Source organism: Arthrobacter sp. B055-34 (genome assembly GCF_059090425.1).
Genome location: NZ_JBNHFQ010000008.1, coordinates 182,284 through 208,245 on the forward strand (window position 1 = coordinate 182,284; position 25,962 = coordinate 208,245).

At 67.4% G+C, this 25,962-nt stretch carries 22 protein-coding genes; 11 read left to right on the forward strand and 11 right to left on the reverse strand.

The genetic code is table 11. The features are described 5' to 3' along the window. The first annotated feature begins 3 nt into the window (after nt 1-3). The 7 genes from AC5RWO_RS16185 (at nt 4) to AC5RWO_RS16215 (ending at nt 8,060) form a co-directional block, all read left to right on the forward strand. Complete coding sequence (locus AC5RWO_RS16185) at nt 4-1,203, forward strand: PEP/pyruvate-binding domain-containing protein (protein ID WP_498732561.1); 1,200 nt, start codon at nt 4-6, stop codon at nt 1,201-1,203. Between the two features lie 56 nt (nt 1,204-1,259). Beyond that, nucleotides 1,260-3,131, forward strand: a complete 1,872-nt coding sequence (locus AC5RWO_RS16190) for a PEP-utilizing enzyme (protein ID WP_498732562.1) — start codon at nt 1,260-1,262, stop codon at nt 3,129-3,131. Nucleotides 3,132-3,225: 94 nt separating this feature from the next. Continuing rightward, entirely contained in the window at nt 3,226-4,038 is an 813-nt protein-coding gene (locus AC5RWO_RS16195; RefSeq protein WP_498732563.1) for an SDR family NAD(P)-dependent oxidoreductase, read from the forward strand. A 47-nt stretch (nt 4,039-4,085) separates the two neighbouring features. Further along, nucleotides 4,086-4,406 carry a 2Fe-2S iron-sulfur cluster-binding protein gene (locus tag AC5RWO_RS16200; RefSeq protein ID WP_498732564.1) on the forward strand — a complete coding sequence of 107 codons (321 nt, stop codon included), beginning with the start codon at nt 4,086-4,088 and terminating at the stop codon, nt 4,404-4,406. Nucleotides 4,407-4,408: 2 nt separating this feature from the next. Next, nucleotides 4,409-5,731: an NAD(P)/FAD-dependent oxidoreductase gene (locus tag AC5RWO_RS16205; RefSeq protein ID WP_498732565.1), complete on the forward strand. Its 1,323-nt coding sequence runs from the start codon at nt 4,409-4,411 to the stop codon at nt 5,729-5,731. An 8-nt stretch (nt 5,732-5,739) separates the two neighbouring features. Further along, nucleotides 5,740-6,513: an HD domain-containing protein gene (locus AC5RWO_RS16210; protein WP_498732566.1), complete on the forward strand. Its 774-nt coding sequence runs from the start codon at nt 5,740-5,742 to the stop codon at nt 6,511-6,513. After that, nucleotides 6,510-8,060, forward strand: coding sequence for an aldehyde dehydrogenase family protein (locus AC5RWO_RS16215; RefSeq protein WP_498732567.1), 1,551 nt, complete (start codon nt 6,510-6,512; stop codon nt 8,058-8,060). The genes AC5RWO_RS16210 and AC5RWO_RS16215 overlap by 4 nt, the downstream gene beginning before the upstream one ends. An 89-nt stretch (nt 8,061-8,149) precedes the next feature. On the opposite strand, the gene AC5RWO_RS16220 is transcribed toward AC5RWO_RS16215, so the two are convergent. Next, nucleotides 8,150-9,493, reverse strand: a complete 1,344-nt coding sequence (locus AC5RWO_RS16220) for an MFS transporter (protein ID WP_498732568.1) — start codon at nt 9,491-9,493, stop codon at nt 8,150-8,152. A gap of 62 nt (nt 9,494-9,555) precedes the next feature. Further along, nucleotides 9,556-10,581, reverse strand: a complete 1,026-nt coding sequence (locus AC5RWO_RS16225; RefSeq protein WP_498732569.1) for an MBL fold metallo-hydrolase — start codon at nt 10,579-10,581, stop codon at nt 9,556-9,558. Between the two features lie 100 nt (nt 10,582-10,681). On the opposite strand from AC5RWO_RS16225, the gene AC5RWO_RS16230 reads away from it, so the two are divergent. Beyond that, a complete protein-coding gene (locus tag AC5RWO_RS16230) occupies nt 10,682-11,623 on the forward strand; it encodes a LysR family transcriptional regulator (RefSeq protein WP_498732570.1) in 942 nt (313 codons plus the stop codon). A 9-nt stretch (nt 11,624-11,632) separates the two neighbouring features. Further along, on the forward strand, nt 11,633-11,941 hold the full coding sequence (locus AC5RWO_RS16235) for a hypothetical protein (RefSeq protein WP_498732571.1): 309 nt from the start codon (nt 11,633-11,635) through the stop codon (nt 11,939-11,941). A 29-nt stretch (nt 11,942-11,970) separates the two neighbouring features. On the opposite strand, the gene AC5RWO_RS16240 is transcribed toward AC5RWO_RS16235, so the two are convergent. The 3 genes from AC5RWO_RS16240 to AC5RWO_RS16250 are packed head-to-tail and all read right to left on the reverse strand — an operon-like array spanning nt 11,971 to nt 14,429. Next, complete coding sequence (locus AC5RWO_RS16240) at nt 11,971-12,867, reverse strand: alpha/beta hydrolase (protein ID WP_498732572.1); 897 nt, start codon at nt 12,865-12,867, stop codon at nt 11,971-11,973. Nucleotides 12,868-12,913: 46 nt separating this feature from the next. After that, nucleotides 12,914-13,771, reverse strand: a complete 858-nt coding sequence (locus AC5RWO_RS16245) for a TspO-related membrane protein (RefSeq protein ID WP_498732573.1) — start codon at nt 13,769-13,771, stop codon at nt 12,914-12,916. A gap of 34 nt (nt 13,772-13,805) precedes the next feature. Further along, the gene (locus tag AC5RWO_RS16250; protein WP_498732574.1) at nt 13,806-14,429 is read right to left on the reverse strand and encodes a DedA family protein; all 624 of its coding nucleotides are present in this window, start codon (nt 14,427-14,429) and stop codon (nt 13,806-13,808) included. Nucleotides 14,430-14,475: 46 nt separating this feature from the next. On the opposite strand from AC5RWO_RS16250, the gene AC5RWO_RS16255 reads away from it, so the two are divergent. Next, complete coding sequence (locus AC5RWO_RS16255) at nt 14,476-14,997, forward strand: O-acetyl-ADP-ribose deacetylase (protein WP_498732575.1); 522 nt, start codon at nt 14,476-14,478, stop codon at nt 14,995-14,997. A 51-nt stretch (nt 14,998-15,048) separates the two neighbouring features. Here the strand turns inward: AC5RWO_RS16255 and AC5RWO_RS16260 are convergent, their stop codons facing one another. The 3 genes from AC5RWO_RS16260 to AC5RWO_RS16270 all read right to left on the reverse strand — a co-directional run bounded on the left by AC5RWO_RS16260 (nt 15,049) and on the right by AC5RWO_RS16270 (nt 17,754). Then, on the reverse strand, nt 15,049-15,879 hold the full coding sequence (locus AC5RWO_RS16260) for an FRG domain-containing protein (protein ID WP_498732576.1): 831 nt from the start codon (nt 15,877-15,879) through the stop codon (nt 15,049-15,051). A gap of 41 nt (nt 15,880-15,920) precedes the next feature. Then, a complete protein-coding gene (locus AC5RWO_RS16265; RefSeq protein ID WP_498732577.1) occupies nt 15,921-16,664 on the reverse strand; it encodes an MBL fold metallo-hydrolase in 744 nt (247 codons plus the stop codon). 160 nt (nt 16,665-16,824) lie between these two features. Continuing rightward, a complete protein-coding gene (locus AC5RWO_RS16270; protein WP_498732578.1) occupies nt 16,825-17,754 on the reverse strand; it encodes an RluA family pseudouridine synthase in 930 nt (309 codons plus the stop codon). A 197-nt stretch (nt 17,755-17,951) separates the two neighbouring features. Here AC5RWO_RS16270 and AC5RWO_RS16275 point away from each other — a divergent pair, with 197 nt between their 5' ends. Further along, on the forward strand, nt 17,952-18,251 hold the full coding sequence (locus AC5RWO_RS16275) for a DUF4193 domain-containing protein (RefSeq protein WP_498732579.1): 300 nt from the start codon (nt 17,952-17,954) through the stop codon (nt 18,249-18,251). A gap of 48 nt (nt 18,252-18,299) precedes the next feature. Here the strand turns inward: AC5RWO_RS16275 and AC5RWO_RS16280 are convergent, their stop codons facing one another. Genes AC5RWO_RS16280 through AC5RWO_RS16290 form a run of 3 tightly spaced genes read right to left on the reverse strand, consistent with a single transcriptional unit; the run spans nt 18,300 to nt 25,945 of the window. Next, nucleotides 18,300-20,252 (reverse strand): DUF6541 family protein, encoded by a 1,953-nt coding sequence (locus AC5RWO_RS16280; RefSeq protein WP_498732580.1) that lies wholly within the window; start codon nt 20,250-20,252, stop codon nt 18,300-18,302. A 28-nt stretch (nt 20,253-20,280) separates the two neighbouring features. Then, complete coding sequence (locus AC5RWO_RS16285; protein ID WP_498732581.1) at nt 20,281-21,087, reverse strand: Fpg/Nei family DNA glycosylase; 807 nt, start codon at nt 21,085-21,087, stop codon at nt 20,281-20,283. After that, nucleotides 21,080-25,945, reverse strand: coding sequence for an ATP-dependent helicase (locus tag AC5RWO_RS16290; protein ID WP_498732597.1), 4,866 nt, complete (start codon nt 25,943-25,945; stop codon nt 21,080-21,082). Before AC5RWO_RS16290 ends, AC5RWO_RS16285 begins: the two co-directional genes overlap by 8 nt. Nucleotides 25,946-25,962: the final 17 nt, after the last annotated feature.

The window sequence follows — 25,962 nt, forward strand, 5'->3', positions numbered from 1 at the left end:
CACATGGAAAGCAACGAGTACATCCAGTTTTTCGACGGCGGCCTTGAGCCGAAGCTCGAAACGCTCGGCGGCAAGGGCGCATCCCTGGTCACCATGACCGCCGCCGGCATGCCGGTTCCGCCCGGGTTTGTGGTCACTACCGCCGAGTTTGATGCGTTTATGGCCGAAGCCGGCATCACCCGGCAGATCAACGAACTGCTGGCGGGCCTCGACCTCGAAGACATTGCCCAGGTGGACAAGGTCTCCGCGGCTATCCGTGAGGACATCTGTTCCCGGCCGGTTCCGGAGGCCATCCGGGCGGTGACCATCCAGGCGTACGACTCCCTGATGTCCCGGTTCGAAACACCGGTCCCGGTGGCCGTACGCTCCAGCGCCACGGCCGAGGACCTGCCGGACGCCTCGTTCGCCGGCCAGCAAGATACCTATCTGTGGCTGGAGGGCGTCAAGGCCGTTACCGAGCACATCCGCCAGTGCTGGGCCTCGCTGTACACCTCGCGCGCCATTATCTACCGGCTGAAGAACAACATTCCCGACGAGGGACTGTCGATGGCCGTGGTGGTGCAGAAGATGGTCAACTCCAAGGTCTCCGGCGTCGCCATCACCATGGACCCGGCCAACGGGGACCGCTCGAAGATCACCATCGACTCTTCCTACGGTGTCGGCGAAATGGTGGTCTCGGGCCAGGTCACCCCGGACAACATCGTGCTGGACAAAGTGACGCTTGCGCTCGTGTCCGAACACCTGGGCGACAAGCACGCGGAACTCGTTCCCGACAGCGCCGCACGCGCCCTGGTGGAACGGGAGGTCGACGCCGAGCGCCGCGCCCGCCGCAGCCTGAACGATGAGGAAGCCAAGGCCGTGGCACAGATGGCCAAACGGGCCGAGAAGCACTATAAGTGCCCCCAGGACGTGGAGTGGGCGCTGGATGCGGACCTGCCCGACGGCGAGAATCTGCTGCTGCTCCAGTCCCGTCCCGAAACGGTGCATTCCTCCAAGCCGGCGGTTCCCGCCGCCGCCAGCACTGGCGGATACGCCGCAGCCTTCGGCGCCACCGGGACCAAGGCTGGTTCCACCACTACCGGCTCCACCCCGGCAGCGGGCTCTGCACCAGTTGCCGGTTCCGCCACCAGCTCCACCGGCACCGCCAGCAGCGGCTTCAGCCTCGGCAGCATCACCGCCTCGCTGCTCAAACCCTCGGTCTGAAACCCGCCGTTACCGACCCACCGGCTCACCGCCGAGCCACCATTGAAAGGTCCGTCATGTCCATGAAGTCTTTCCCGAAGCCCTCCGAACTGCCGGTGCCCGCCGGCGCCGAAGGCTGGGAGCAGATCTACCCGTACTATCTGGTCTTCCAGGACAAGCTCAAGGAGCAGGAGGACGCGAAGTTCTGGTTCTGCGACAGCCAGCACTGGCCCACCGTGTACAAGCCGTTCGAAACCATCGGCGGGGAGTTCGCGGTCAAGTGCCTGGGGCAGTACAACGCCCGGCACCTGATGATCCCCAACGCCAACGGCATTGAGTTCCGTGTCCATCTGGGCTACCTGTACATGTCCCCGATCCCGGTCCCCGAGGACCAGATCGCGGCGCGGGTTCCGCATTTCGAGCAGCGCGTGGGCCACTACTTCCAGAACTGGGAGGAGCTGCTGCGGCAGTGGCACGTGAAGGTCCGCGGCACCATCGACGAGATGGAGACGCTGTCCTTCAACAAGCTGCCGGACATGGTTCCGATGGATGACATCACCACCGGCAAGGCGATGGACGGCTCCGAAGTCCTGCTGGAGAACTACGACCGGCTGATCCAGCTGGCCTACCAGAACTGGCAGTACCACTTCGAGTTCCTGAACCTGGGCTACATTGCCTACCTGGACTTCTTCAACTTCTGCAAGGAAGTGTTCCCGAACATCCCGGACCAGTCCATCGCGACCATGGTCCAGGGCGTGGACATGGAGCTGTTCCGCCCGGACGATGAGCTCAAGAAGCTCGCGAAACTGGCCGTGGAGCTTCACCTGGAGTCCGCCTTCGGCAATACGGACGACGTCGATGCCACCTTGGGTGCCATTGCTTCGGCACCGGGCGGGGAGCGTTGGATTGCCCAGTACGAGGGCGCCAAGGATCCGTGGTTCAACTTCACCGTGGGCAATGGTTTCTACGGGCACGACAAGTACTGGTACGAGCACCAGGAGATCCCCCTGGGCTACATTGCCGATTACATCCGCCGGCTTGTCGAGGGCCAGAACATCATGCGCCCCACCGAGGAGCTCATCGCGGAGAAGGAACGCATCGTCGAGGAATACCGTGACCTGCTCGAAGGTGAAACCCAGGCCCTCTTTGACGCCAAGCGCCAGTTGGCCGCCACGGCGTACCCGTACGTGGAAAACCACAACTTCTACATCGAGCACTGGACCATGGGCGTCTTCTGGCGCAAGATCCGAGAGTTGTCCCGGATGATGCACGCCGAGGGCTTCTGGACCGAACCCGATGACCTGCTCTACCTGACCCGCAACGAGGTCCGCGACGCGCTCTTCGACATGGTCACGGGCTGGGGTGTGGGCGCCGAATCGATCGGCCCCACCTACTGGCCGGAGGAGATCGAACGCCGCCGCGGCATTGTCGATGCGCTCAAGACCGTCCGTCCGCAACCGGCGCTGAACACGCCGCCGGAATCCATCACCGAACCGTTCACCCGCATGCTCTGGGGCATCACCACCGAGCAGGTCCAGCAGTGGCTGGGCGCGGGCGAGGAAGTCGAGGGCGGGGGACTGCGCGGCATGGCGGCCTCACCCGGCGTCGTCGAGGGCGTTGCCCGCGTCGTGACGGACGCGGACCAGCTTTCGGAGGTCCAGCAGGGCGAGATCCTGGTGGCCACCGTGACCGCGCCGTCCTGGGGCCCGATCTTCGGCAAGATCAAGGCCACCGTGACCGACATCGGCGGCATGATGAGCCATGCCGCTATTGTCTGCCGCGAGTACGGGCTGCCGGCGGTCACCGGCACGGGCAGCGGCTCCACCACCATCAAGACCGGGCAGCTGCTGCGGGTCGACGGCACCAAGGGTACCGTGCAGATCCTGGATGCCGAGGAACTCGATCCTATAGTCACAGTGACCGGCCCGGGCGCCCACAGCCACGCCTGAGCACCTCCCCCTCAGGTGATTCCAGTGCCGGGCCGGGCGAGCCGTCCCTTCCCAAGGCCGAAGGCCCGGCACAACCCAACGCAAAGGTTTGAAGATGACGCAGCAACCCACCGACGCCAACGACGCCGCCGCTACCCGCGGTGTGGAGCGTGCGGTCCCTGATATGGCCCAGCGGACCGTGCTGATCACCGGCGCCGCCGGGGGCCTCGGCCGGGCGTTCGCCCTCGGCTTCGCCGGCCGCGGCTACCGGGTGGCCGTCGCGGACGTGAACCTGGAAGGCGCCGAAGAGACGGCCAAGCTGGTCCGCGAAGCCGGCGCCGACGCGGCGGCCTACAGGGCCGACGTGACAGATCGCTCGTCCACCGAGTCGCTCGCCGCCCAGGTGGCGGAATTCGGGAACGGACGCATCGACGTCGTACTTAATAACGCGGCCATCTACGCTACGGTGACCCGCACGCCCTTCGAGGACATCGACCCGGACGAATGGGACCTGGTCATGAACGTGAACCTCAAGGGCCCGTGGCTGGTGACCCGCGCGGCGAGCCCTTATCTGGCCGACGGCGGGCGCGTCATCAACCTGTCCAGCGCCACCATTTTCTCCGGCTCCGAGCAGTGGCTGCACTACGTCGCTTCCAAGGGCGGAGTGGTTGCGCTGACCCGGGTGCTGGCCAAGGAGCTGGGCCGGCGCGGCATCACCGTCAACGCAATCGCTCCCGGCTTCACGCTCACCGAAGCCAGCTACTCGCTGATGGAGGACGCCGAAAGTTACGGCGTGGACCGCGGGGCGCTCAAGCGGGCCAGCCAGCCCGAAGACATCGTCGGGGCCGCGCTGTTCCTCGCCGGTCCGGACAGCTCATACATCACCGGCCAAACCATGGTGGTCGACGGCGGCCGCCAGTTCATCTAAAGCTTCCACCCACATTTCCAACGAGATTTCCAGTACAAGGAGGAGCCATGCCAACGGTTTATTTCACCGACACGGAAGGCACCACACGCGAGATCACCGGCAACACCGGGGACTCGGTCATGGAGACGGCCGTGCGCAACGGCGTCCCCGGCATCGTCGCCGAATGCGGCGGTTCGCTGTCCTGCGCCACCTGCCACGTTTTTGTCCGCGAGGACGAGCTGGCCGAGCTGCCGCCCATGGAGGACATGGAGGACGAAATGCTCTACGGCACCGCCGTGGACCGCGAGGACAACTCACGCCTGTCCTGCCAGCTGAAGCTGTGCGACGGCCAGGACATCCATGTCACCACACCGGAAACACAGGTCTGATCATGAGCACCGGAACCGCTGACGCGGCAACCAAGACCAACGACGGCGCCGCCGCAGCACCGAAGGCGCCAGCCCGGACCGGCCTGCTGATCATCGGCGCCAGCCAGTCCGGCGTGCAGCTGGCCGTCTCACTGCGGGCCCTGGGCTTCGACGAGCACATCACGCTGCTCGGCGACGAGGACCACCGGCCGTACCAGCGCCCCGCCCTGTCCAAGGAGTTCCTGCAGGGCACCGTGGAGAGCGAGACGCTGATCTTCCGCTCCAACGAGTACTGGGACGAGCACAACATCACCCTCGTCAAGGGCGAGTACATCACCCGGATCGATAAGAACGACGACGGCTCCGGCATCGCGCACGCCGCCTCCGGAGCCGAATTCGGCTTCAAGCGGTTGGCCCTGACGGTCGGCGCCCGGGCACGGAAGCTCGACCTGCCCGGCGCGGACCTGGACGGCGTGGTCTACCTGCGCAACGCGGACGACGCCCTGGCCCTGAAGGCACAGCTGGACAATGTCCGCGAAGCTGTAGTGGTGGGCGGCGGCTTCATCGGGCTGGAAGCGGCTTCCAGCCTGCACAAAATGGGCAAGTCCGTCACGGTACTCGAGTACGGCCCGCGCCTGATCGGCCGCGCCGTGGGCGAAGACACCAGCGACTACTTCCTCCAGACCCACCGCGGCCGCGGCATCGACATCCGGCTCGATGCCCGGATGGAGCGCCTGACCGCAGCCGAAGACGGAAGCCGGGTGGCCGGCGTCGAACTTGAGGACGGCACGGTGATCCCCGCGCAGCTGGTGCTGGTCGGGATCGGCGTGGTCCCCAACACCGAACTGGCCGAGCAGCTGGGCCTGGAGGTGGACAACGGCATCGTGGTGGACTCGCACGCCCTGGCCTCGGACGGCACCACCGTGGCGGTGGGCGATGTGGCGAACATGCCCAACCCGCTGCCCGGTTCGCCGGCAGGCGAGCGCATCCGGCTGGAAAGCGTGAACAACGCGATCGAGCACGCCAAGGTAGCCGCCTATTCGCTGATGGGCCGGCGCGAGGACTACGCGGGCATCCCGTGGTTCTGGTCCAACCAGGCGGACCTGAAACTGCAGATCGCCGGCCTGACCCTCGGCTACGACCAGACCGTGGTCCGGCGCGACGAGGAACGCGGAAAATTCTCCGTGCTCTACTACCGCAACGGCCGGATCATTGCCGCGGACTGCGTCAACGCACCGCTGGATTTCATGTCGGTCAAGAACGCCCTGGCCAAGGGCCAGAACATACCCGCGGACGCGGCGGCGGATCCCGCCGTCGTGCTGAAGACCATCATCACGGACGGCTAAGGAGCCCCATGAGAACCCCCGACACGCAGAGTCCGCAGACCAACAGCGACGCCGCCAGCACCGCCTGGCCGGCAGCGGATCCGGCTGCGCACGCGGAAGATCCCCGTGCCGCCGCCTTTGCCGCCGCGCATCCGGTGCGCCCCGTTCCGGCCACCGGCACCCTGGACACCTCGCCTATCGCCGGCACCCCTGCGGCCGAAGACCTGGACCGGCTCTGGAAGGCCGTGGTGGCGGAAACCCGCAGCCGCGGCAACGACATCCACCTGCCCATCTCGCTGGCCTACGCCGAACGGCTCTGCCGGGCCTACCCGGAGGCCGACGCCGAGCTGGTCCGCGTGGCGATCGTGCTGCATGACACCGGCTGGGCGCACGTGGACGAATCGCGCATCCTCTCCGAGGGCTTCACGGGCGACTGGCGGAAGGCGGCCGTCCGCTTCGAGCACGAGGCCGAAGGCTGCCAGGTGGCCCGCCGGGTGCTGCCCGGACTGGGCTACTCCGACGGCTTCATCGCGCGGGTCTGTGAAATCATCGACGGGCACGACACCCGCCATGTGGCCTTCTCGCTGGAGGATGCCCTGGTCCGCGACGCCGACCGGTTGTGGCGCTTCGACCACGCCGGCATCGCGCTGGCCTCGTCCTGGTTCGGCATGACCCCGGCTGTCTACACGGACCGCCTGGCTGCGGAGATCATCCCCGAACTCATCACCGAAGCCGCCTACGCGATGGGCACGGCCGACCTCGCCCGGTCCAACGCACTGCTCAAGACTGGAGTGATCCGATGACTTCCGCCGCCCACAGCGCAACTGCCGCCGCGGCAACCGGGCAAGCGCCGGCGTCGTTCTCCGGCCCTGCCGTGGACGCCCGCGCCGCGCTCACCCTGCCCTACACCCACGTGGACGATGTCTTCATCGACGGCGCCTGGGTCCCCGCCCGCGGCACCGGCCGCAACCCCGTCACGGATGCGGCCACGGGCCAGATCTGGGGCTCGGTTCCTGATGGAACCCCGGAGGATATCGACGCCGCGGTCGGCGCGGCGCGCAAGGCGTTCGACGGCGGGTGGTCCCGGCTCGCTCCATCCGAGCGGGCTGCCTACCTGCTGCGCATCGCCGACGAAGTGGACAAGCGGGCGGAGGAGCTGTCGCTGACCAACACCCGTGAGAACGGTTCCCCGATCTCAGAGTCCTCGGGGGCCGCGGCCAACGCGGCGAGCATCTTCCGCTACTTCGCTACGCTCGCGGAGTACCTGGAGCGCGAGGACGTCCGGCCGTTTCCGCGCGGCGGCGGCGAGTCGGTGGTGCGCCGGGATCCGGTGGGCGTGTGCGCGCTGATCGCCCCGTGGAACTTCCCGATCAATCTGATGGTGATCAAGCTGGCGCCGGCGCTGCTGGCCGGCTGCACCGTGGTGATGAAACCTGCATCGCCCACCCCGCTGTCCTTCCGGCTGATTGTCGACGCCGTGGCCGCCGCCGGTGTGTCGGCCGGCGTGGTCAACCTGGTCACCGGTTCCGGCCGGCTGGGCGACATCTTGGTCAGGCACCCGGGCGTGGACAAGGTGGCCTTCACCGGTTCGACGCCAGTGGGCCGGAAGATCGCCGCGGCCTGCGGTGAACTGTTGCGCCCGGTCACGCTGGAACTGGGTGGCAAGTCCAGTGCCATCGTGCTGCCGGACGCTGATCTGGATGCCATGTCCAGCGGTCTCGTGCGCTCCTGCATGCGCAACACCGGCCAGACCTGCTACATCTCCACCCGGATCCTGGCCCCCGCGGGACGTTACGACGAGGTGGTGGATATGGCGACCGCCACCATCGCCGCCGGAGTGCAGGGAGACCCGCTGGATCCCGCCACCGTCTTCGGGCCGGCAGCCACCGAATCCCAGTACCGGACGGTGCTGGAATACGTGGACGCCGGCCGGGCCGAAGGCGCCCGGGCGACCACCGGTGGCCGCGCAGCGCGGCTTGGCGGCGGACTCGAAGGAGGCTTCTTCGTGGAGCCAACGGTCTTCGCCGATGTCACACCGTCCATGCGGATCTCCCGGGAGGAAATCTTCGGCCCGGTGATCTCCGTGCTGAAGTACTCGGACGTGGACGAGGCCGTCGCGCTGGCGAACAACACCGAGTTTGGGCTGGGCGGCCTGGTGTTTGGTGCGGACCAGGACGCTGCCCTCGCCGTCGCTGACCGGATGGACACCGGCTCCGTGGGCATCAACTTCTTTGCCTCCAACCACTCCGCGCCGTTTGGCGGCCGGCACGATTCGGGCCTCGGTACGGAATACGGCATCGAGGGGCTCAACGCCTACCTCAGCTACAAGTCCATCCACCGCCGGCCGTAACCTGCGACTGTCTTACGTGTCGAACAGGAAGTGCCCGGATGGAGTTTCCACCCGGGCACTTCCTCTTCAGTTGTTCGGTGTGGCCCGCGTCAGTCGAGGTTGACCTTGGTGCCTTCCGGCGTGGCGCGGACGGCAATGGTACCGGCGAGGATGACGGCGATCCAGAACGCTCCGACCAGCCAGATGCTGCCGTTGCCCGCGATCATCAGGCCGGTGGCGATCATCGGGGTGAAGCCGGCACCGAGCACCGAAGCACCCTGGTAGGACAGCGAGGCCCCGGTGTAGCGCATGCGGGTGGGGAACTGCTCGGCGATGTAGGCGCCGATGGGGCCGAAGAGGGCGCCCTGGACAATGCCGTTGCCGACCACGATGGCGACGGCGAAGCCCCACAGCGTGCCGTTGTTCAGCAGCATCAGCAGCGGGTAGGCCAGCACGATGCCGGTGATGCCCGCGACGGTGAGAACCTTGCGGCGGCCGATGCGGTCGCTGAGCCGGGCGGTGTAGAAGCACATGATCAGGGTGAGGACGGCGCCTGCCGCCTTCCAGTTGAGGACGCCGGAACGGTCCACCCCGTTGCCGACGGCGATGGAAACTCCCCACACCGTCAGGATGCCCTGGCAGGCGTAGAAGCTCATGGTGGCGATCAGGGCAACAACCACGGCACGCGGATGGTTGCGCAGCACGTCGAAGAGCGGCATGCGCTTCTTCTCGCCGGCTTCCTGCAGCTTCTGGAACATCGGCGTTTCAGCAACCTTGAGCCGGATGATCATGCCGACGGCGATCAGTACCGCGCTGAGCAGGAACGGAATGCGCCAGCCCCACTGCAGGAACGCATCACCGGTCAGGGCGGACGTCAGCGAAACCACCAGGGTGGCGAGTACTGCACCGGCGGGGCCGCCGGCGGTGGCGAAGGACGTGGCCAGGCCGCGTTTCTTCTGCGGTGCGGATTCCAGCGCCATCAAGGCTGCGCCGCCCCATTCGCCGCCCACGGCAATGCCCTGGATGACGCGCAGGGTCACCAGCAGGACCGGGGCAAGGATTCCGATCACGGCGGTGGTGGGCAGCAGGCCGATGAGGACTGTCGAGGCGCCCATCAGCAGCATGGACAGCACGAGCATTTTCTTGCGCCCGATCTTGTCGCCGAAGTGACCGAAGACGATGCCGCCAAGCGGACGCGCCAGGTAGCCTGCGGCCAGCGTCGCGAAGGAGGCGAAGAGGCCGAAGGCGGGGCTGAGGTTGGCGAAGAAAACGGTATTGAAGACGATGCTGGCTGCGGTCGCGTACAGGATGAAGTCGTAGTACTCGATGGCGCTGCCGATGAAGCTGGACGCGAGGATCCGGCGCATGTCCTTCGTGTTCAAGGACTCGGAGCCGGACTGGTGCTGCGGTGTGGACGGTGCGGACTGCGTAACGGTCGTCGGTGACTCGGACACAATTCCTCCTGATGATGAGGTCGAGGGATCTGGGGAGGGGTTCATAGATGGAGCGCTAGGATTCAGCGGGACGGGCGGAGTTCGATGTGTTCGAGGTCTGCCGGTACGTGGAAGGTGCCGTGGAAGTGTTCCGCGGCCTGCTTCCAGACGGAATCGCCGGCCATGCCGGGAACGAGGTGGTGCAGGGCCAGTTGTTTGGCACCGGCCTCGCTGGCGACCTTCGCCGCGTCGCGGACGCTGGTGTGCGACTTGTAGTGGTGGTCCCTGGCCGCGCGGGAGCCTTCGTCCGTCTTGTCCGCGTACAGGGCCTCGACAAAATCGAAGTCGATAGCCTCGTGCAGCAGCAGGTCGGTGTCCTGTGCCAACGTGACCATATTCTGCGTGTAGGTGGTGTCGCCGGAGAACGTGACCGAGCCCTCCGCCGTGTCGAAGCGGAATCCGAAAGCCGGCGCCACCGGCGGGTGCTCCACCAGGATTGCCGAGACCTTGACGAGGTCGTCTTCGTAGATCACGAACGGATCCATGGCCGGCGTCGGATTCTCATTCGGGTGGTAGCCGATGTCCTGCGGAATCTCGATATCGGAGGCTTCGAACAGCTCAAACGGGGACGGTCGCAGACTGTCGATGATCCTGTCGTTGAGGTCCGTGGCATGCGCGTACATCAGCTGCTCGAACATCTCGCGGGTTCCGGGAGTCGGACAGTGCGGAGCCACCGGGACGGGCTCAACGGTGGCCCGCGGCGAGGTGTACGGCAACATGCCGCGGTTTCCGGGTCCGATGATCCTGACCGGATCGTTGCGCCGGTCGAGAAGGTCGTACAGCCCGAAAATGGCAAGGCTGGCCAGATCCACAGTGTGGTCGGAATGCAAGTGGGTGAGGAAGATGCCGCGCAGGTTGGCCAGCTTCAGGCCGGCCTGGCTCAAACGGCGGCCAACACCGTGTCCGCAATCCACCAGGTAGAAGGAATCCCCGACGACGACGGCGGTGGCGATTCCGGTCCGGTTGTTCTCCTCAGCGGGCGTCCACCACCGGGGGCCGCCGGCCGTGCCGAGGGTCACGATGTGGGGTTTGAGGTTCGACTCGGTCATGAATGCTCCTCGAAATGAAGATCGTTGATTTCTTCAAGTGTGGCTCCAATCACATAATGTGTATAGTCAATCAATCTGATGAAGTTCATAAGGGGAGTTGATGGCTGAGTTCACCATTCGGCAACTGCAGTACTTCGTTGCCGTGCTGGACCACGGTTCCGTCACGGCAGCCGCGAAGGAATCGAATATCTCCCAGGCGGCGGCCTCCATGGCCATCGCCCAGCTGGAGCACGCAGTAGGTGTTGATCTGCTGATCCGGACCCGCGCGAAGAAAGTGGTGGCAACGCCGGCGGGGGTGGAGCTCGCGGCGAGGGCAAGGCACATCCTGAGCATGATCGGCGACATTGAAGGTGCCGTTGCCGGCGGCTTCGACGAAATGCGGGGAGCGTTGCGTGCGGGCTGCAGCCCCACCCTGTCCCCGCGCTTGTTGCCTGGCCTCGTGGAGTATTTCAGCCGGGAGTATCCGGCAGTAGACGTCTCATTCCGTGAGGCCAGCGCTGCCGGACTGCAGCAGGACGTCCTGGAGGGGCGGATCGATCTTGCCCTGATCTACTCGCTGCAGGCAGTCGACGGCGTGGAGCTGGCGGAAATTGCCCGGGTGAAACCGCACCTGATGTTGTCGGCGACGCACCCGCTGGCCAGTCAGAAGTCCATTACTTTCGCCCAGGTGCAGGATGAATGGGCCATCCTTCATGACGTGCCGCCCACCATCGAGAGAGTGACCGGCATGATTCGCGCTGTCGGCGTCGAGCCAAAGCTTCGTTGGCCCAGCACAGACATGGAAACCATCCGCTCCCTTGTCGCCCGCGGACTGGGCTATTCCATGGTCAATACCCGCCCGGTGAACGATACAACGGGGGACGGGCTCAAGGTCGCCTATGTTCCGCTTGCCGACGAGCTGCCGCCTAACGCCGTGGTTGCCGCCCTGCCGCCGGGGACCCGCGTCCCGCGGCGGGTCAAAGAGGCGATCCGTTTCCTCCGGGAGAATGCCCCGTCCGCTTCGTCCGCCGGCGGACCTGGAGAGGGTGCCGTGCCCCGATAAAGTGGACGGATGCCATCCTTCCGAGCCCAGCTAAACATCACTGGCTTGCGCCCCGGACACGTTCCAGAGCACGTGATGGAGGCCGCCGTCGCTGCCGTCGGCTCCGCCCATGTGGTCGAGGCGAACCAGCTCGACGTCGTTGCCGGGGTCCCGCGGATCACCGTGCGTTTCACCGTCGATCCGAATGCGTACGACGCCGAAAACCGCCAGGCGCTGCAGGCCGCCGCCAACATGCGCCATGCTGTCGAGCAGGTCGCCACCACTGAAAGACTCGCCGTGCTGCGCCGCAGCCGCGGAAAGTGGCAGACGCTGCGCTGACCTCGACCTGCCGCGCCCAAACCAGAGCGCTACCGGAGGTCCGCCACCAGCTGACCGACTGCAGCCACGAGCTGGTCCAGCCCGGGATGCTCGATCGGGAAATGCCCCGCGTTCTCCAACATCACGATCTGTTTGGTCGCCGCAATGCGCTCGAAAAACGGCTTGCTGATCTCTGGTGGCGTCCACCGGTCTTCGGCGGGATGCACCATCAGGACCCGGCCCGAGCTGAAGTCTTCCGGTTCAACATCGGGCTCCCATTCCATGAAGCTGCGCATCCAGCCTAGGGACATCGAGCCACCGCCGCCGCGGGCATCCCGGAGGACGGTACGCACCAGCCCGGGATCGTTGCTGATATGGCGGATATCGGCAAGCCAGCGGATGGGAACCTGCACCCGGGCAAGGGGCCCGGCCAGGAGCCGGAGCCCAGGGCCGGCTACTTTCCCCAGTACCGGATGCCAGGTCAGGCGTGCCCGGACCCTCTCGTCCCGGGGATCCAGCAAGCATGTCACCACTAGGGCGGCGGCGAGCGAGGTGGCGGCTGCCGCTTCGAAAGCGAGCAGCCCGCCCATGCTGGCTCCCATCAGGACCAGCGGACGATCATCGGATTCGGCACGCACGAAGTCCTGGGCGAACTGCTGCCAGTGTCCATAGCGGATACCCGCCGGATCGGGTGACCGAGTGAGGCCGTACCCGGGAAGATCCGGAACGCTCACATCGGTTCCCAGGGCTGCCAGATGTTCTGCGAAGGGACGCATGGCAGCGGCGTTGCCGCCGGCACCGTGGAAGAGTACCAACCGCACCGGGGCGTCCGGGGCGCCGATGCGCTCAACATGGACGTCCATGTCGCGCCACGGCCACCACGTGCTCTCCATCGCCCCGGCAGGTCCTGTGGGACGTTGGACGAAAGTGCCGTAGTTGCTGGTCATACTGATACCCCCTTGGCCGCCGTGGCCCGCCGTCGTTGTTTGGATTTCAGATCTCCGGAACGTAGCCGCGGCGAAAGGCCCGGCGCTCTTCGTGCCCCACCCGGAAACGGCGCGATGTCCCGCAGACCAGCACGAAGAAGAAACCGAATCCGGCCGCGATGACCACCGGCACGGAGACCGGATCACCCAGGAGCCGGGACACGGCGATCCAGCCCAGCCCCCAGCACAAGGCCGCTACGGCGGACATCCGGCCGCGGCCAGTCATCGCCACTACCGCTCCGGCGAAGGAGACCATGCCGAGGGTGATGACTGCCCAGACATCGGCGCCCCAGCCGAACAGGTCGATGCCGCGCAGCGTGAGCCAGCTGGCCGCGTTGGCGCCTGCCGCCACCAGAATCCAGCCGGTGTACAGCCCTACCGGAGCATCTGTGAGGAGCCCTTCCACGAGGGACTTTGTCGGATACCGCGTCAGGAAGTAGACCGCGGCCAGCAGTACCGCCAGCAGCAGGATCATGACGATCAGGCTCAGCCCCACATTCGAGGCCTGCGCGCTCAGGATCCAGCAGGCATTGAGGACCAGCGACGCGGCCACCAGCCAGCCTGCGGCGCGCTGCCGCGGGGTGCGGCGCTGCGTCGGCCACCACTGGAAGATGGTGTAGCCCACCAGCCCCACGTAGATCACCGACCAGATGCTGAACGCGCCCGAAGCCGGGGCCAGCAGGGTGAAGTCCGGGGCAAACGCGCCCCCGGCCGCGTCCTTGATGGAGGTGCCGCCCAGCAGGCCGGCACCGCGCACGCCGATCAGCAGCGCGAACACGAGGCTGACGCTGACCGCGAGTTGGCGTGCCAGGTCAGTGGCGAGGATGGTCCGGGTCTTGTGGAGGTAGGGTTTTACGGCGTCCATAACGGCTTGGACCGAAGCGGGGTGTTCGCTCCTGCTACTCCTCGATGTCGACGGCACCCCCGAGCACCGGCGCCGGCTGGCTGCGGCGGCGCAGGCTGATGACGGCAGCTATGGCCGTGCCCACCAGTATGCCAATCACCGTGCCCAAAACAAGATTCACCCAGAACGGCAGATCCGTGGCGAGGCCGGTGGCCAGCCCCAATCCGGTCATCCACAATGCCCAGACAGTGGAGCCCGTGGCAGACAAGACCAGGAACGCATTCAGCGGGACATCCGCCAGGCCTGCAGCTGCGACGGACGCGGTCCGGCCGCCGGGGATAAAGCGCGCGGCGACAATGGCGGCATAGGTGGAGGATCGGCCGGCCTTCTCCAGCGCCTGGGTCACGGCACGGTCCACCCTGCGGCCCCACCGGTACCGGTTGAGCAGGGTGTTGATGCCGCCGCGGAAGAGCAGGAACAGCAGCACGTCCCCGGCCATGCTGCCGGCGAACGCGGTCAGGACCACCAGCGGCAGGATCAGGTCGCCGTGGGCCAGCAGTGTGCCGCCGCCGATGACCATGATTTCCGACGGCGCGGCGGGCATGGGAGCATCCAGAACGACCATCAGCAAGGTCATCGGATAATACAGCCATTGCCACGGCCCTTCGGGGATTTCCACCTCCCCAATCTACCCGCAATGCTGCACCGGTGGCAGAGTACAAAGTATGGAGATAAGGATTCTCGAAGGTGACATCACCCGTCGCGAGGTGGACGCCGTGGTCAACGCGGCGAACTCAAGCCTGCTGGGCGGAGGAGGGGTGGACGGCGCCATCCACCGCGCCGCCGGTCCGGAGCTGCTGGCCGCGTGCCGGGAACTGCGGTCGTCGCAGCTGCCCGACGGTCTGCCGGTAGGATCCGCCGTCGCCACCGAGGCCTTCCGGCTGCCCGCCCGCTGGGTGATCCACACCGTCGGACCCAACCTGCACGCAGGCCAGAATGATCCCGCCCTGCTGGCCTCCTGCTTCCGCGAAAGCCTCCGCGTGGCCGATGAGCTGGGCGCACGGTCCGTGGCCTTTCCGGCGATCAGCGCCGGGGTCTACGGCTGGGACGGCGGGAGCGTCGCCCTGGCCGGGCTGGGGGAGGCCATGAAGTACGACGGCGGCGTCCAGCTCATCGAGTTCGTACTGTTTTCTGCCGGGTTGGCCGAGACCTTCCGTTCCGTCCACCGGAGCCTGCTGGGACAATAGCGCTCGCTTGGACCAGCGGCGCTCGCCGTCGGCCATGAGCAGGCCGCTTCCTCAGGCGTCCCGCGGGTTCCGCACCGGGTCACGCGGACTGTAGTAGCGCCGCAGCCAGCGTGACAGGCCGTCGAGACCGGGAAACAGCACGCGTTCGGTCACGTTGGCCTGGTCCAGATGGTCCCGGATCCGCCACTTGAGCTGCGCGGGAACAATGACTTTGCGATAGATTTCGGGATGGCGCTGCAGCCATTCGTCCAGGCCGGCCGTGGCGTCGGACATGGCGGAAAATATCGCGGCTTGGTTCACAATGCGCTCGTCCAGCGAGGGCGGCTCGAAAAACAACGGGATGCTGTGTCCATCGTCGTCGTGAAACCGGTCGAACTCGGACAGTGTGTAGGCAGAGCGGGAGAGCATCTCAGTGGTGAAGAGCCCGCCGCCGGCCGGTTCGATCTCGCTGCGCAGCTCCTGCGGCAGCAGTTCATGGGCCGCCGCATAATCCACGCACCACACCGCGCCGTCCTCGTCATAGCGGGAGGTGTCCCTAGTGACAAAGTGCAGCGCGACGTAGGGCGAGTGGCTCCAGTCGAGCAGGCGCGTCGGCAGGCCGTAATGCTGCGCGACGCTCAGCCAGTTCCAGTCCGAGTCCCCGGGGGCGGTGTCCCGGTGGGCGTACTTGCGGAAGTTGCGCATCAGATGAGGTTCCACCTCGGCACTGGAGTCCCCGCGCAGCCGCACGAGTCCGGTAGACAGGTCACGCACTGCGGAGGTGTGTCCGCGGTAGGCCACGGCAACACGGATGCGCGGACGCGCGGGCAACCACTGGTCCTGTGTCAGGGTGGCGATCAGTCCGTACAGATCGTCGGGGTCAACCTCCACCACGGATTCCATCGCAGCCTGTCCTCCTGCCCTTGCCGTCCTGGCCGCCGGTGCTAGGTGGCGCCGCGACGCACGGCCTCGTCCACTGCGGAGGCAACCCCGCCGCGGTACGGTTCGCCATGGCCGGACAACGCCGTACCGGCGCCCGTTTCGGCCAGCAGCTCGAGCGATTTCAGCGCTTGTCGAGTATCTGCCGTGGCGGCCGCGGAGACGATGTGCGGCCCCCGCTTGCCGGTGTACGGATCAAGTGTGACCAAGGCGTCTCCGGTGATAATGGTGTCCCGTTCCGGAAAATGGAGCGCGCAGTGGCCTTCGGTATGGCCCGGGGTATGGATAACCGCCGGTGCGCCGGGCAGTTGCAGGCCGGTCTCGGCGCCCAGTACGCGAAGATCCTTGACACCCCGGACGTTGAGCGCTCCGGCCAGCGTCATCCGGGCCAGGATGGGAACGCAGGCGGGGTACTTAACGGGGTAGGTCAGCCGGTTCTTTTCATGCTTGTACCGGTACGGGTGCTCGGCGATGTAGCTGTCGCCCGGGTGCGCGTAGACCGGCACATCGAGGTCGTGCTGGATCCTGGCGGCGAACCCGAGGTGGTCGAAGTGCGCGTGCGTCAGGACCAGCGCGGAAATGTCACGTGGCGAACGGCCGAGCTCGCGGAGGGCAGCGACCGTCATCTTCCACATGGCCGGCAGGCCGGAATCAACGAGCATGATCCGGTCGCCGTCCTCGACGAGGTACAGGTTCACATTGGCGTGCTCGATGAGATGGATCTTCTCGGCTACGTTGCGGTGGAACATGTCGAGGCTCCCTTGTCGGCGTGCAGCACTGGTCGGCCGAACCTCCGCCCCACCGCACAAGGCCCGATCGGGCAACGGCTCGTTGCTTCGACTCTAACCACGTAGTTCCGGCCGTGTAAGGGGCTGAGCCGGAATGATCAGTCGGCTTTGACTGTCCCGCTCAGCGTCCCGCAGGCTGCGGAGCGGCAGCGGCTGCCCATTCGGAAAGCTCCAGCCGGCTGCGGTATTCGACCGGTGCGCCGGAGAGGGGATCGGTGAACCGCACGCCCCGGGCAAGCAGCTGCAGCGGCCGGCTGTAATCGTCCGGGGCCTTGTCCAGCAGGACCGGGTAGAACGGATCGTGCAGGATGCCCACTCCCAGCGAGGCCATATGCACGCGCAGCTGGTGGGTCTTGCCGGTATGCGGTTCCAGCCGGTACTTGCCGAGCACACCCCGGGTTTCTTCAAGCTCGATCCGGGTCTCGGCGTTGAACTCGCCCTCCACTACCTCGGCCAGCAAGTAGGTGCGGGACTTGACCATCCGGTTGCGCACGACGAGAGGGAACTGAAGCCGCTGGTCCACCGCCGCGATTGCCTCGTACTCCTTTTCCACGCGGCGCTTCTCGAACAGCACCTGGTACTTGCCGCGGGTGGCGGGGTTGGTGGAGAAGAGCAGCACACCGGCCGTGAGGCGGTCCAGCCGGTGCATGGGAATCAGGTCCGGGATGTCGAGCTGGACGCGCAGCCGGACCAGGGCCGATTCGCTGATGTAGGTCCCGCCCGGCGTCGTCGGGAGGAAATGGGGCTTGTCCACCACCAGGATGTTCTCGTCCTGGTGCAGAATGTCCAGCTCCACCGGCAGCCGGTCCTCGGCCGGCAGCGTCCGGTAGTACCAAATGAAGGTGTGCTCCTCCAGCGCGGTGTCCCGGTGCAACCGCACACCGCCCTCGCCGACAATCTCGCCGCGGTCGAAACGGTCCTTGATGCCCTCCGGATCCACATGGCCCCAGCGGTGCAGCATGTAGTCCAGCGCCGTCTGCCAAGGTCCGTTATCAGGCAGGCGCAGCCGGGTGGCGTTGACGCCGTCGCGCACGGGGAGGGGGGATTTCATCACCCTTCAAGGGTACCGGCGCCCGGCGCAGCAGCTGTCCGGCCGCCGCTGCCCAGGCCCGCTCCCAGCGTCGCTGCCATTCCTGTGGAAAGGGATGACAGCGACCCCGGCAACTGCCCTATAGTGGGGAACCAACGTTCTTGCGGGAGCGTGCTGAAGCGTACGAGGACTGTCAACAGTTGAAGTGGAGGCCCGCGATGGCTACAGACTACGATGCACCGCGAAAATCGACCGAGGACGAGCCCGAAGAGTCCATCGAAGAACTCAAATCCCACAAGAGCGACAGCCGGTCCTCGGAGATCGAGGTGGACGAAGCCGACGCGGCAGAGGGGTTCGAGCTGCCCGGTGCCGACCTTTCCGGCGAGGAGCTCCAGGTCAGGATCATCCCGCCCGGCGAGGACGAATTCACCTGTTCATCCTGCTTCCTGATCCGCCACCACTCCATGCTGGCCCGGGAACAGGACGGCCTCTTCTACTGCAAGGACTGCGAAGGCTGACCCGCGGCCGGCATCCACCGCACCCGGCAGCCATCGCGCCCCGTCCGCTCAGCTGCAGCCGGTGATCCGGTAGAGCGACGCGTCGCCTTCGCTGTCCACGAGCTCGAAACCGTTCTCTGTATCCAGGTCCCGCAGCCCCGGCTGGATGCTGGTCTCGCCCGGGTGGACCGAACTCGTGCCGAAGTCCAGGACAAATCCCACGCCGGCTGCGCGCACGGCTTCGCAGACCGCCGGGTCTGTGTCCATTTCGTCCAGCTTCTGAAGAATGAGCTTCCCGTTGACGGCGGGGGAGGTAGTGCCGGAAGGCAGCAGCGTCTGGATCCCCGTGTACGAGTAGGACAAGGACGCGCCGGTCATCGGATTGCCAACGACGACGGCGTCCGCCGGAACGTGCTCGGGCAGCCGTTTGATGAGCGCGAGTTCGTCCTCGGTCAGCAGGTACGAATCGTCCGTGAACCGGTACTTGAACGCCGCTTCCTGGATGCTGCGCTGGGCGGCGAAGAGCGGAGCGACCGCCAGCACCACGATGGTCAGCACCGCCGTGGCGGCCGGCCGGAACCATACCGGCTGCCTCTTGTCCTTGTGCGCCAGCCACGCCCGGAAGAAGGACCGCGCCGTCCCGGCCAACGCCACGCCGCCCAGCGAGGCGATCAGGATGCCGGCCACCGGGAGCATGGCGCTGATCCGGAAAAAGTCATTGTACCAGATGCCGGCCACCAGCCAGCGGATCAGCGGGGCTTCCTTCCAGTTCCCCACCACGAAAATCACGGCGGCGACCAGATAGATCCCCAGGACCCACCGGTGCTTGCGCACATTAAGTACGACGGCGGCCCCCACGATGGTGAGTATCGTCGCCAGGATTCCGATGGGCCGGTAGAGCGGGGCATGCACCACCACCTCCCAGAGCGCCAGGAGCGCGTTGCCCATGTTGTCCCAGTTTTCCGAGCTGCTGCGCGCCGGCCGGAGCACTGCCCACAGGAAGCCGAGCACCACCAGATAGGCCACCGTGCTGAGCCCGGCTTTTGTCTTGTCGCGTGAAGTACCCGAGCGGGAGACGCCGTACGCCGCAGCCAGTACCATCGGCGTCGCAAGCGCCAGAAGTCCCATCACGGTGGCCGGGTGCGCCAGCGCCATGCCCGGTATCAGCCCGACCAGCAGCAGGATGTTGCCCTCGGTGGAGATGGTGCCCGGCAGTCCGATCCGCAGCAACTGGATCACCAGGCCCAGGGCGGCAGGCAGGATGGCGATGGAGAGCATGAACGGATAGACCACGCCGAATTCCAGCAGCAGGTACGGAAAGCTGCTGAAGGCGGTAGTGAGTACCGCGGCCACCAGCAGCGGCATCATCCTTTCACCGGTAATGCGGCTGACGAAAAAGAGGCAGCCGGTGCTCCAGATGCCGGTGATCAGGACAATGTTGGTGACGTTGATGGCCGCGGCCACGGGTAGGCCGGCGGTGGTCATGACCAGGGAAACGACGGCGTGCCAGCCCGCCGGGTAGAAGACTCCCTGGTCGGTGGTGCCCAGGTAGCCCAATGTCAGCGAGGAAGCGTTGGAGGTATCCGCGATGTAGCGCAGGGCATTGAGGTGGAAGATGTTGTCGTGCGACTGGGCGATATTGTCCGGCGAGCCGATGATCCAGAACATGTAGCCGGCCAGCGGCACGGCGGAGACGGCCCAGGTAATCGCGACCGTCCGCCACGGCGCCGGGGCCGATGCCGCGGTATGTTCGCGGTGGAGCCGGTTGCGCATCAGCCGCCGCAGCCACCAGAGCGCTACCGCAACGACCACGGTGACCAGCAGCAGGGTTGGCCAGGCCCAGGGTAATCCGGTCAGCCCGCCCAATTCCGCAGCGACCACCATGGCGGTGACGCTGAACGGCCCGGCCACGGCGACCAGCGCCAGGCGGCGCAGTCCCAGGACGCTGCCCCAGAGCAGGCCGGGTCCGAAGACCAGCACCACGGCCGTCACGAAGGCCGGGATGGTCTCGACCCAGCTCATAGTCCCCCTTCTCGCGTTCCGTTGCTAATCATATGGTCTCGGGCTGGCAGCGCGGGCAGAAATACAGGTCCCGCTCCGTTAGCTCCGTCTCGCCCAGCTTGGTATGGACCACCGGGGTGCGGCAGCGCAGGCAGGGCTGTCCGGCGCGGCCGTAGACCCAGACCGGACTCGCGTTCCGGCCCGCCGGCCCGCCGACGGTGTTGCGCCGGTTCCGGTCCTTGTTCGCTTCGAGCAGGGTCTTGGCCAGCTGCACGATCCTAGGCAGGTCCGGTACCTGTCCTACCTTCGCCAGCGGGTGCACACCGGCCAGGAAGCACAGTTCGCAGCGGTAGACGTTGCCCACGCCGGCCATGTTCCGCTGGTCCAGCAGCGCCAGGCCGATGCCGCGCTCCGGGTCCGAGCGCAGCCGCCGCAGCGCCTCCTCCGCGTCCCAGTCCGGGCCCAGCAGATCCGGCCCCAGATGGCCCACCGCCTGGGCTTCCTCCGCCGTCGGTATTACTTCGAGGATGCCCAGCAGGAACCCGACGGCGGTGGCCGGCTTGGTCTCCAGCACCACGCGGGCCTGGAATGCCGGCTTGTTCCACGGCTGGCCCGGGGCGTAGATCCGCCAGCTGCCGTCCATCAGCAGGTGGGAATGGATGCTCAGGTCCCCGGCGGGGCCGGAGGTGCGCATCAGCAGGTGCTTGCCGCGCGAGACAACGTTGTCCACGGTGTTGCCCGCGAGGTCCAGGGTGGCCAGCTTGGGCACACGGAAGTCCGAGCGCAGCAGCACTTGCCCGGCCAGCGCCGCGTGCAGGCTGCGCGCGGTGCGCCAGACGTTGTCCCCCTCAGGCACGGAACCTCAGTCCCCGCGGCGTGGTGTAGAAGCCGGCGCCGGTCAGCGCCCGAGCCACGTCCGTGTCCAGCACGGGTGCGCCGTTGACCTTCTCCACCGCCATCTTGTCCGCGGCGCCGCGGCGGATGATGCCCACCAAGGCCTCGGCACACAGTGTCAGCGCGACCGGATCCTCGGTGAAGGTCAGCAGCGTCTTGCCGCCGCGCTCCACATACAGCGCCAGCTCCCCGTCCACCAGCACTACCAAGGCACCCGCCTTGCGGCCAGGCCGGTGTCCGCCGTCCTGGACCGGCCACGGCAGCGCAGCCCCGTAGGGATTGGCCGGATCCGTGGCGGCGAGGGCGAGCGCGGCCGGGGCCTGCTCGGCCAGCTGCGCGTCGCGGTTGAAGGAACGCAGCCGGTCCACGGTGGCGGGTACCGCGAACTGCGCGGCGCCGAGATGTTCGATGAAGTAGCCGCGCCGGCAGCGCCCGGTTTCCTCCAGTCGCGCCAGCACCTTGTAGAGCAGCCCGAAGCCGCCCGGAATCCCTTCGTTGGCCACCGAGCCGCGGGTCACCACGCCGTAGCGGTCCAGCATCAGTTCGGCGGTGGCATGCGCGTGGATGGTCGGATCCGCTTCCGGCGCCGGCAGCAGCGACCAGCGACCGGCCGCGAGCGGGAGGGCGGCGCGGCCGGAGTGACCCGCTCCGGCGCCCGGCCTCAGCCCGGCTCCCGACCCGAGGCCGGTCCCCGTGCCCAGCCCGTGCATCCGCCCGATCCGGCCCAGCCGTGCCGAGCGGGCCCGCGGCGCGGACGGCCGCTGCTTATGCGCGGTGGTCCCGCCGGCGAGCAGGGCGCGCACCGGCGTGAACGTGTCATTGGTGATCCGCCCGGCCCAGACGAGTTCCCACAGGGCGGTCACCACGTCGGTATCCGTTGCCTGGGTGCCGCCGGCGGCCAGCGCATCCGCGAGCTGGCGGAAGAAGAAGGCGGCGCCGCCGAACTGCCCGCCGGAGGCAAGCAGGTTCAGCAGTTCGTACTGCAGCACGCTGGGCTCGAAATCGGGCTGCGGGTTCAGCGTCAGCGGGGCGTTCTCGGCCAGCTGCAGCGTGATCCAGCCGTCGTTTCCGGCCAGCGATCCGGCCCCGGCCCACAGCACCTCGCCGGTAGCGGTCAGCTCGTCCAGCATCGACGGCGCGTAGTTGGCCACCCGGGTGCCCAGGATCAGGGGCTCCCAGGCCGACGCCGGAACGGGCACGCCGGAGAGCTGGTCGATCACGGTGGCCACCCCGTCGAGCCCCCGCAGGCCGGAGCCCACGTTCTGCCAGACCGGCAGGAACCGCGCGTACGTGGCCGGGTCCACCGGCTCCACCTCCTGGCGGAGGGCGGCCAGCGAGCGGCGGCGGATCTTGCGCAGCACCTCGACATCGCACCACTCCACCACGCCGGTCACCGGCGGGACGGCGCTTTCCGGCGGACGGAACTCGCCCTCGGCCACGCGGCCGTCCTTGAGCAGCCGGCGCAGTGCCGTGTCCACCACGGCCACGCCGAGCCCCAGCCGGGCCGCGCATTCCGGCGCGGTGAACGGACCGTGTGTGCGGGCATAGCGGCCCACCAGGTCGCCGAGCGGATCCGCCACCGGCTCGATGAAGGCCAGCGGCACCCCCATCGGCAGCGGGACACCGAGTGCGTCGCGCAGCCGCGCGGCGTCTTCGACGGCGGCCCAGCGCCCGACGCCGGCGATGCCCACCTTGAGTGCGCGGTTGGCTTTGGCCAGTTCCGCCAGCAGCGGCTCGACGTAGGCCGCGGCGGCACCGTCCACCGCAGCCTCGCTATCCGGCGTCGTGGTCTCGGCTTCCGCCGGCCCCGAGCCCTCGGGGAGTTCGACGCGCAAGGCGATTTCCGCCGTCGTGAGCGGTCCGAGCAGCCGCAGCAGGTCCGCGATGCCCTCGATGCCGCGGACCTTCCGATCCTCGCTGAGGCGCTGGAGTTCGCGCTCCGTGCGGGCGATAATGTCCGCGTCCAGCAGTTCGCGCAGTTCCGCCCGGCCCAGCAGGTCATTGAGCAGCGACGGATCCAGCGAGAGGGCCGCCGCGCGCCGCTCGGCCAGCGGGGAATCGCCTTCGTAGAGGAAGGACGCCACATAGCCGTAGAGCAGGGAGCGGGCGAACGGCGAAGGTTGCGGCGTGGTGGTCTCGACCATGCGCAGTTCCCGGCGCTCGATGGACGAGGCGATGTCTTTCAGAGCGGGGAGGTCATAGACATCCTGCAGGCATTCGCGCACGGTTTCGAGCACGATGGGGAACGTGGGGTACTTCCGGGCGACATCCAGCAGCTGGGCCGAGCGCTGGCGCTGCTGCCACAGCGGGGTGCGTTTGGCCGGGTTCTGCCGGGGGAGCAGCAGCGCGCGGGCCGCGCATTCGCGGAACCGGGACGCGAACAGGGCGGAACCGCCCACCTCGGCGGTGACGATCTGGTCCAGCTCCTCCGGGTCGAACAGGAACAGCTCCGCGCCCGGCGGCTCGTCTTCCATCATCGGCACGCGCAGGACAATGCCGTCATCCGCGGCCATCGCCGAACCGTCCAGGCCGTAGCGCTGGTGCAGCCGGGCGCCGACGGCGAGGGCCCACGGCGCGTGCACGGGCATGCCGAACGGGCTGTGCAGCACCACCCGCCAGTCGCCGAGTTCGTCGTGGAAGCGCTCCACCACCAGCGCCCGGTCGCTCGGCACCACGTCCGTGGCCTGCCGCTGCTCGGCCAGATAGGCCACCAGGTTGGCGGCGGCCCACTCGTCCAGGCCGTTTCCGCGCAGCCGCTCCAGCGCCGGCTCGGGTGCCGTTGCGGCCAGCTCGCGCACAAAAGCGCCCAACGCGCGGCCCAGCTCCACCGGCCGGCCGAGCGAATCGCCCTTCCAGAACGGGAGCTTGCCGGGCTGGCCGAAGGCGGGGGAGACAAGCACCCGGTCATGGGTGATGTCCTCGATCCGCCAGCTCGTGGCGCCGAGGGCGAACACGTCCCCCACACGCGATTCGTAGACCATCTCCTCGTCCAGCTCGCCGACCCGCCTGCCGCCCTTGCCCGCGCCGTCTTCGGAGCCCACCAGGTAAACGCCGAAGAGCCCGCGGTCCGGAATGGTGCCGCCGGACGTGACCGCCAGCCGCTGCGCACCCGGCCGCCCGGTGATGGTTCCGGCCACGCGGTCCCAGATAATCCGCGGGCGCAGTTCGGCGAACTCGTCCGAGGGGTAGCGGCCAGCGAGCAGATCGAGGGTGGCCTCGAAGGCGGAGCGCGGCAGAGTGCCGAAGGGTGCGGAGCGGCGTACGACGTCGAACCATTCCTCTACCTCTACGGGACCTAATGCTGTGGCCGCCACCGTTTGCTGGGCGAGGATGTCCAGCGGATTGGCCGGAATGTAGAGGGGCTCGATCCGTCCGGCCAGCATGCGCTCCACCGTGACGGTGGTGTTGACCAGGTCCTGCCGGTGCTTGGGGAACAGTACCCCCTGCGAGGTCTCGCCGACCTGGTGCCCGGCCCGGCCCACGCGCTGCAGCCCGCTGGCCACCGATTGCGGGGACTCCACCTGGACCACCAGATCCACGGCGCCCATGTCGATGCCCAGTTCCAGGCTGGAGGTGGCGACCACGCAGCGCAGCCGGCCGGACTTCAGGTCATCTTCGATCAGGGCGCGCTGGTCCTTGCTGACCGACCCGTGGTGGGCACGCGCCAGCAACGGCTCCGCCCCGGACATCGAACCGGCCTGCGCCATGATTTGGGCGGGCATGCGCGGCGGGGAACCGGCAACGGCTGGACCGGCCTCTGTGACAGGTTCGGCACCGGCTGACGTCCCGTCGGCCCCGGCGGCATTGTCCGGTGGCTGTTCCGTCGCCCAGACATCGGCTGCGGCCTGGCGTTCGGCCCAGATCTCGTTGAACCGGGCCGTGAGCCGTTCGGCCAGCCGCCGGGAGTTGGCGAAAACAATGGTGGACCGGTTCGCGGCGATCAGATCCACGATCTTCTCTTCGACATGCGGCCAGATGGATGCCGGCTGCGCGCCCGGCCCGAGTTCCTCCGCCGACGGTGCCGCCAGCGCCGTCATGTCCTCCACCGGGACGGAGACGGTCAGGTCCCATTTCTTCTGCGACGGCGGCGCCACGATTTCCACCGGCGCGCTGCCGCCGAGGAAGCGGGCCACCGTGTCCAGCGGTTCAACCGTGGCCGAAAGCCCGATCCGCTGGGCACGTTTCGGCAGCAGCGCGTCCAGCCGCTCCAGCGACAGGGCCAGATGGGCGCCGCGCTTGGTCCCGGCGACGGCGTGGACCTCGTCCACAATGACCGTGTCCACCGCCGCTAAAGTCTCGCGCGCCCTGGAAGTCAGCATCAGGAACAGGGATTCCGGCGTCGTAATCAGGATGTCAGGCGGGTGGGTGAGCAGTCTGCGCCGGTCCGACGCCGGGGTGTCCCCGGACCTCACGCCTACCGTGATGTCAGGGGCGGGCAGCCCAAGGCGCCTGGCGGTCTGGGTGATGCCGATCAGCGGGGCACGCAGGTTCCGTTCCACGTCCACGCCCAGGGCCTTCAGCGGCGAGATGTAGAGGACCTTGGTGCCGCGGGAGGGTTTCTTGCCGCGCTTGCCTGCCGGGAGTTCTTCGATGGGCAGTTCCGGGGCCTGTTCGGCCGCGGTGATGAAGCTGTCCAGCGCCCAGAGGAAGGCCGCCAGCGTTTTGCCGGAGCCGGTAGGGGCGACCACCAGCGCATGGGAGCCGGCCGAGATGGCGTTCCAGGCGCCCTCCTGCGCGTCCGTGGGCGCTCTGAAAGCCCCGGCGAACCACGCGCTTGTGGCCGGGGAGAACCTGGACAGAACCGGCGAGCTGTTTTCGATAGTTCGAGACTATCGCC

What these genes read in the sequence shown, in the direction of transcription:
- AC5RWO_RS16185 (WP_498732561.1), top strand. Translation starts at nt 4, where the DNA reads ATGGAAAGCAACGAGTACATCCAGTTTTTCGACGGCGGCCTTGAGCCG.
- AC5RWO_RS16190 (WP_498732562.1), top strand. Translation starts at nt 1,260, where the DNA reads ATGTCCATGAAGTCTTTCCCGAAGCCCTCCGAACTGCCGGTGCCCGCC.
- AC5RWO_RS16195 (WP_498732563.1), top strand. Translation starts at nt 3,226, where the DNA reads ATGACGCAGCAACCCACCGACGCCAACGACGCCGCCGCTACCCGCGGT.
- AC5RWO_RS16200 (WP_498732564.1), top strand. Translation starts at nt 4,086, where the DNA reads ATGCCAACGGTTTATTTCACCGACACGGAAGGCACCACACGCGAGATC.
- AC5RWO_RS16205 (WP_498732565.1), top strand. Translation starts at nt 4,409, where the DNA reads ATGAGCACCGGAACCGCTGACGCGGCAACCAAGACCAACGACGGCGCC.
- AC5RWO_RS16210 (WP_498732566.1), top strand. Translation starts at nt 5,740, where the DNA reads ATGAGAACCCCCGACACGCAGAGTCCGCAGACCAACAGCGACGCCGCC.
- AC5RWO_RS16215 (WP_498732567.1), top strand. Translation starts at nt 6,510, where the DNA reads ATGACTTCCGCCGCCCACAGCGCAACTGCCGCCGCGGCAACCGGGCAA.
- AC5RWO_RS16225 (WP_498732569.1), bottom strand. Translation starts at nt 10,581, where the DNA reads ATGACCGAGTCGAACCTCAAACCCCACATCGTGACCCTCGGCACGGCC.
- AC5RWO_RS16230 (WP_498732570.1), top strand. Translation starts at nt 10,682, where the DNA reads ATGGCTGAGTTCACCATTCGGCAACTGCAGTACTTCGTTGCCGTGCTG.
- AC5RWO_RS16235 (WP_498732571.1), top strand. Translation starts at nt 11,633, where the DNA reads ATGCCATCCTTCCGAGCCCAGCTAAACATCACTGGCTTGCGCCCCGGA.
- AC5RWO_RS16240 (WP_498732572.1), bottom strand. Translation starts at nt 12,867, where the DNA reads ATGACCAGCAACTACGGCACTTTCGTCCAACGTCCCACAGGACCTGCC.
- AC5RWO_RS16245 (WP_498732573.1), bottom strand. Translation starts at nt 13,771, where the DNA reads ATGGACGCCGTAAAACCCTACCTCCACAAGACCCGGACCATCCTCGCC.
- AC5RWO_RS16255 (WP_498732575.1), top strand. Translation starts at nt 14,476, where the DNA reads ATGGAGATAAGGATTCTCGAAGGTGACATCACCCGTCGCGAGGTGGAC.
- AC5RWO_RS16260 (WP_498732576.1), bottom strand. Translation starts at nt 15,879, where the DNA reads ATGGAATCCGTGGTGGAGGTTGACCCCGACGATCTGTACGGACTGATC.
- AC5RWO_RS16265 (WP_498732577.1), bottom strand. Translation starts at nt 16,664, where the DNA reads ATGTTCCACCGCAACGTAGCCGAGAAGATCCATCTCATCGAGCACGCC.
- AC5RWO_RS16270 (WP_498732578.1), bottom strand. Translation starts at nt 17,754, where the DNA reads ATGAAATCCCCCCTCCCCGTGCGCGACGGCGTCAACGCCACCCGGCTG.
- AC5RWO_RS16275 (WP_498732579.1), top strand. Translation starts at nt 17,952, where the DNA reads ATGGCTACAGACTACGATGCACCGCGAAAATCGACCGAGGACGAGCCC.
- AC5RWO_RS16280 (WP_498732580.1), bottom strand. Translation starts at nt 20,252, where the DNA reads ATGAGCTGGGTCGAGACCATCCCGGCCTTCGTGACGGCCGTGGTGCTG.